The organism is Mesorhizobium sp. (assembly GCF_024509055.1).
In the GTDB taxonomy this organism is placed as follows: Bacteria; Pseudomonadota; Alphaproteobacteria; order Rhizobiales; family Rhizobiaceae; genus Mesorhizobium.
This window is the reverse complement of record NZ_JANINM010000093.1, coordinates 1-5,146: the sequence shown is the minus strand read 5'-3', so window position 1 is coordinate 5,146 and position 5,146 is coordinate 1. Positions and strand designations below refer to the sequence as shown.

General features: G+C 60.3%; 5 protein-coding genes. 2 read left to right on the top strand and 3 right to left on the bottom strand.

Translation table 11 applies throughout. From position 1 onward, the window contains the following. Together Q0L57_RS05605 and Q0L57_RS05600 are read left to right on the top strand one after the other, a co-directional pair. Positions 1 to 1,305: YgiQ family radical SAM protein (locus tag Q0L57_RS05605; protein WP_296739244.1), on the top strand; the 1,305-nt coding region annotated here is incomplete at its 5' end. A gap of 372 nt (positions 1,306 to 1,677) precedes the next feature. After that, positions 1,678 to 2,844 (top strand): alpha/beta hydrolase, encoded by a 1,167-nt coding sequence (locus Q0L57_RS05600; protein WP_296739241.1) that lies wholly within the window; start codon positions 1,678 to 1,680, stop codon positions 2,842 to 2,844. Positions 2,845 to 3,276: 432 nt separating this feature from the next. Here Q0L57_RS05600 and Q0L57_RS05595 read toward each other — a convergent pair whose 3' ends face one another. From Q0L57_RS05595 to Q0L57_RS34215, 3 genes are all read right to left on the bottom strand, one after another. After that, on the bottom strand, positions 3,277 to 3,591 hold the full coding sequence (locus Q0L57_RS05595) for a hypothetical protein (protein ID WP_296739239.1): 315 nt from the start codon (positions 3,589 to 3,591) through the stop codon (positions 3,277 to 3,279). A 267-nt stretch (positions 3,592 to 3,858) separates the two neighbouring features. Continuing rightward, positions 3,859 to 4,791 (bottom strand): ornithine cyclodeaminase family protein, encoded by a 933-nt coding sequence (locus Q0L57_RS05590; RefSeq protein ID WP_296739237.1) that lies wholly within the window; start codon positions 4,789 to 4,791, stop codon positions 3,859 to 3,861. 209 nt (positions 4,792 to 5,000) lie between these two features. Beyond that, complete coding sequence (locus Q0L57_RS34215) at positions 5,001 to 5,144, bottom strand: SRPBCC family protein (protein WP_366940872.1); 144 nt, start codon at positions 5,142 to 5,144, stop codon at positions 5,001 to 5,003. Positions 5,145 to 5,146 lie beyond the last annotated feature (2 nt).

Genomic DNA, 5,146 nt, shown 5'->3' with positions numbered 1-5,146 from the left:
GAGGGCGCGAGCCGCAAGCCCGGCGACACCGTGATCCGGCTGCCTTCGTTCGAACAGGTCGAGGGCGATCGCGATGCCTATGCCCGCGCCTCGCGCGTGCTGCACCGCGAGGCAAACCCCGGCAATGCGCGCCCGCTCGTCCAGCGCCATGGCGACCGCGACCTGTGGCTCAACCCGCCACCCATCCCGCTGACTTCCGAGGAGATGGACGCCGTCTACGACCTGCCCTATGCGCGCGCGCCGCACCCGTCCTACGGCGATGCCAAGATCCCCGCCTGGGACATGATCAAGTTCTCGGTGACGGTGATGCGCGGCTGCTTCGGCGGCTGCACCTTCTGCTCGATCACCGAGCACGAAGGCCGCATCATCCAGAACCGCTCCGAAGGCTCGATCCTGCGCGAGATCGAGAAGATCCGCGACAAGACCCCGGGCTTCACCGGTGTCATCTCAGACATCGGCGGGCCGACCGCCAACATGTACCGGATGGCCTGCAAGGACCCCAAGATCGAGGCGGCATGCCGCCTGCCGTCCTGCGTGTTCCCCGACATCTGCCCCAACCTCAACACCTCGCATGACGACCTGATCCGGCTCTACCGCAAGGTCCGCGAGGTGAAAGGCGTCAAGAAGGTGATGGTCGCTTCCGGCGTGCGTTACGACCTCGCCGTCAAGAGCCCCGAATATGTCAAGGAGCTGGTGACCCACCACGTCGGCGGCTACCTCAAGATCGCGCCCGAGCACACCGAGCGCGGGCCGCTCGACAAGATGATGAAGCCCGGCATCGGCACCTATGACAAGTTCAAGGAGATGTTCGACGCAGCCGCCAAGGAAGCCGGCAAGAAATACTATCTCATTCCGTATTTCATCGCCGCCCATCCCGGCACGACCGACGAGGACATGCTGCACCTGGCGCTGTGGCTGAAGAAGAACCGCTACCGCGCCGACCAGGTGCAGACCTTCCTGCCTTCGCCGATGGCGACGGCGACGGCGATGTACCACACCGGCGTCAACACGCTGAAGGGTGTGCGGCGCGGCGCCACCGACAAGGTCGAGACCGTTCGCGGCGGGCGGCAGCGCCGGCTGCACAAGGCGTTCCTGCGCTACCACGACCCCGACAATTGGCCGCTGCTGCGCGATGCCTTGAAGGAGATGGGCCGCGCCGACCTCATCGGCCCTCGCCCCGACCAGCTCGTGCCCTCCCACCAGCCGCCCGGAACCGGCAAGGCCGCCGGCACGAAGCGCCCCATGCGGCCGATAGCCAGGGGGCAGAGATTCACCACGAAGGGCGTGCCGTTTCTGAAGAAGTGAGGCGGGGGGGCCGGCGGTCTCTGTACCGCTTCGTCAGCATAGCTGACCTGGCGGTTGGCGATCCGAGCCATACGAAGATTCGATTTCGCCGACAGCATTGCGGCTCGTTTCAGTCATCCAAATCAGGCCTTTCACCCGCCTGAAAGCACCCCAACCCCACGGGGGCCTATTCTTAAGTGTGGCTTTGGTGCGAACCGCCGCAGTATTCACGGATATTTGTCCGTCACCCCTGGTCCAAGTATCAGCGCAACCTCATGACGCTGTTGACTTGCCTGCACAGTCCATTCAGCTTGCCTGCTTTGCAGGGTGATACGGGGCGCGGCTTTTGTCAGTGGCAATTCCGTTTTATTTGATGACGGTTGGATGTACTGGGTGACCGTGCTGCTCGAAAGCGTAATTTGCAAACTGCAGGTGCCCCCGTTGAGTGCGATGATGTGGAGGAGTCTTGCCTTTGCATTGATGGCTATGGCCGGCTTGTTGCTTTGTGCCAACGCCATGGCCGCTGAAAACCCCGACTTCACCGAAACTCATGAGTTTCTTCATGTGGTGATAGACGGCAAACCCTATCGTCTCGACAGCCTTGTGGTGAAGAAATCGGAAGCTAAAGGACCTTTGCCGGTTGCGCTGATTACGCATGGCACAGCCTTGTCCATCAGTGAGAACCGGGCCAAGAGCGTTGAAAATTTCAGTTGGCGAGCCCGTGATATGGCCGCCAGAGGCTGGCTGGCGGTTGTTGTGATCCGGAGGGGATATGGCCGATCGGATGGCCCTTTCCTGAAGGATACCTGCGAGAAGCCCCATATCAAACTGGACCTCGAGGCGGCAGCGGATGATCTGCAAGCGGTGATTGACGTGTTGAAGAAAAGGCCGGACGTCGATTCATCGCGCATCATTGCCATGGGCGATTCCATGGGAGGAGCGACTGCGGTAGCGCTGGGTGCTCGCAATCCAGCCGGCCTGGTCGGGGTTGTGAGTGTTTCTGGTGGCCTGCACCTCAATTGCGCAGGATGGGAGGACAAGCTGGTAGAGACATATAGGGCCTATGGCGCAACCAGCCATGTCCCCAATCTGTGGCTTTATGCGAAGAACGACGAATATTTCGGGCCAGCGGTGGTTGATCGTATGCAAACCGCCTTCATCGAAGGCGGTGCAAACTTGTCGCTGAAGGAAATCGATCCCTTTCAGAAGGAAGGCCATGGCCTTTTTCTTGGAGGAGGGGTGCAGTGGCTCGATAAATTAGATTACTTCCTTCAGTATAATCACCTGCCGACTTGGAGTTACGACGACGCGTCAAATATACAAAAGCGTCTTAATATCGGAAGTAGATGGCTCCGTTTCGCGCAGCAGTACTTATCTGCGCCAGTATCGAAAATAATGTCTTTCTCGCCAAGCACGAGGCGAGCCTTTTACATGTATGACGGCACGATGGATTTTGTGGCGGGCCGCGCTGCAGCGATTTCTCGGTGTGAAAAAGCGAAGATCACTGACTGTCGTATTGTCATGGAGAACAATCGCTGGGTTGGACCCGCGACACAATGAGGTTGTGTCGTGGTGGATAGTGGCAGGACGACAGCTGCGCCGTACTGCAGCGCCGATTTTGGTCGGAGGACAAGTTCACTTACGATCTGGCTTGCCTCGGGAGCGGACTTTCCGTTTGCGGCCCCATTCGGGCCATTCAAAAATGGATCGCGAATGGCTGTGTGAATGGCCCCCCAGCGGCCTCCAGTTCTTGAATATCAGCCGCCGTTTCACCAGCCACACCGCTATTGTCCTGTTTCAGCCCTAGCCTGGTGGCGGCGCCTCCCGTTGCATGACAGCGGCAAAGAAGCCGTCGGTGTCGTTGCGCGCGGGCGTCAGTGATAGATAGTCGGGATGGGCTGAATTCGTCAGTTGTGGCGCGGCCTCGCGCAGCGGCACGGCACGAAAAGCGGGATGCGCGGCGAGGAAAGCGGCGACCTGTTCCTCGTTCTCCTACGGCAACAAGGAGCATGTCGCGTAGACAAGCCGGCCGCCCGGCTTCACCAGACGCGCCGCGCTCGTCAGGATCCGGGCCTGCAGCGGCACCAGATTGTCCAGCCCCTGTTCTTCCGTCGCGCGCCAGCGAGCATCGGGATTGCGCCGCCATGTGCCGGTGCCGCTGCATGGGGCGTCCACCAGCACGCGATCGAAACCACCCTTGTGGCGCTTGACCCACTTATCGGTCTCGCTGGCCAGAAGCCGGGTTTCGATATTGTGCAGCCCTGCCCGCCGGAAGCGCTCGGCGCCGCGCCTTCGGCGGCCCTCCACGTCGTCGCAGGCGACGACGCGGGCCGCTCGACTAGATGATGAAGCCCGGCATCGGCACCTATGACCGCTTCAAGGAGATGTTCGACGCAGCCGCCAAGGAAGCCGGCAAGAAATACTATCTCATTTCGTATTTCATCGCCGCCCATCCTGGCACGACCGACGAGGACATGCTGCAGCTGGTGATTTGGCTGACATGCCGGTTGGCGGCGCGAGCCGGGAGATCCGACTTTGCTTGCGGCTTTGCGCCTTCATGCTGGACGTTCGGGCCTATGCGATTTCCGCATGGGCCGCCGTCGGTCGAGTCGAACTGCACTCAACGAGATCGTAAACCAGTCGCGCCGTCGCGATGTCTTCGACGGCGATTCCGACCGATTTGAAAATGGTCGTTGACGACCGTTCCAGTCCTTTTGAGCCTGAAAAGAGCTCGCCCGCTTCCGCAAAGATTGTGGCCCCGGACAGTATTACATCGCCCGACTCCTTGAATACGGCTTCGCGCGAATCCACGACTAACGTGTTACGCATGGCTGCGTCGTCGAGTTCTCTCCAGGTTGGGCGGGGGGACCCGACCGCGTTGACGTGTGCGCCTTGCTTTAGCCATTCGCCCTTCAGGAAGGGCTCTATGGCATTCGTTGCGGTGACCAGGACATCCGCGCCTCGCACGGCAGATTCAAGATCCATCGCCTTTGCTTGATGCATTTCGGCGAAGCGCCGCGCATGATCCGTTGTGCGGCTCCATACTCTCACTTCTTCAAATTTGCAGACGTGCCGAAGAGCCTCAAGGTGGGCATGCGATTGAACCCCACTCCCAAGCAGCGCCAGGACTTTGCTGTTCTCGGGGGCAAGATACTTCGTCACCGCTGCCGAAACAGCCGCGGTTCGCATTTCCGTAATGAGCCGCCCGTCCAAGACTGCCAAAGGCGTTCCTGATGCCGGCTCAAACAACATAATCATCGCCTGATGTGTGGGCACCGTCGTGCCGGCGTTCTTTGGAAAGAAACACACCAGCTTCGCGCCCATTCCCTCCTCAGCCGCTGCAGGCATGACGCCGAGGAACCGCTTCCCTTCCTCGATGGTGAGCACGTTACGCACGGGCTGAATGACGCGTCCGGTTGAAAAGGCTAACAGAGCCTTTTCCATCGCAGGTATGAGCAACTCATAACTCAAGACCTTCGCAATATCGGATTCGGACAGAGTGAGCACAATCGGATCTCCCTTCCACTGAGGGCAATTCAGGAAAACGGCATTTCCGGATGTGTAGCGGCCGAGACTAGCACGGCGCGAGTATCATGTCCGCACTTGCCTGGAGCCGAGCAAAGTTGGCGCCGGCTTCCTTGAAGCCGCGTTCGCCGATCTGCTCTCCGCATTGAGCGAGCTCCGATTGCCGCGACGTTCAAAGACTCCAGGGGCTATCACAGCCCCAGTGCCGCGGCGACCCGTTCCTGGAAATACTGCACTCCCCGCTCATGCCGCCCCGAGAGCGGGCCGGAGCTATAGGCCCCTGCGGCATAGTTGCGATGCGTATCGGCGCAGATGGTGTAGTCCTCGCGTACCACGG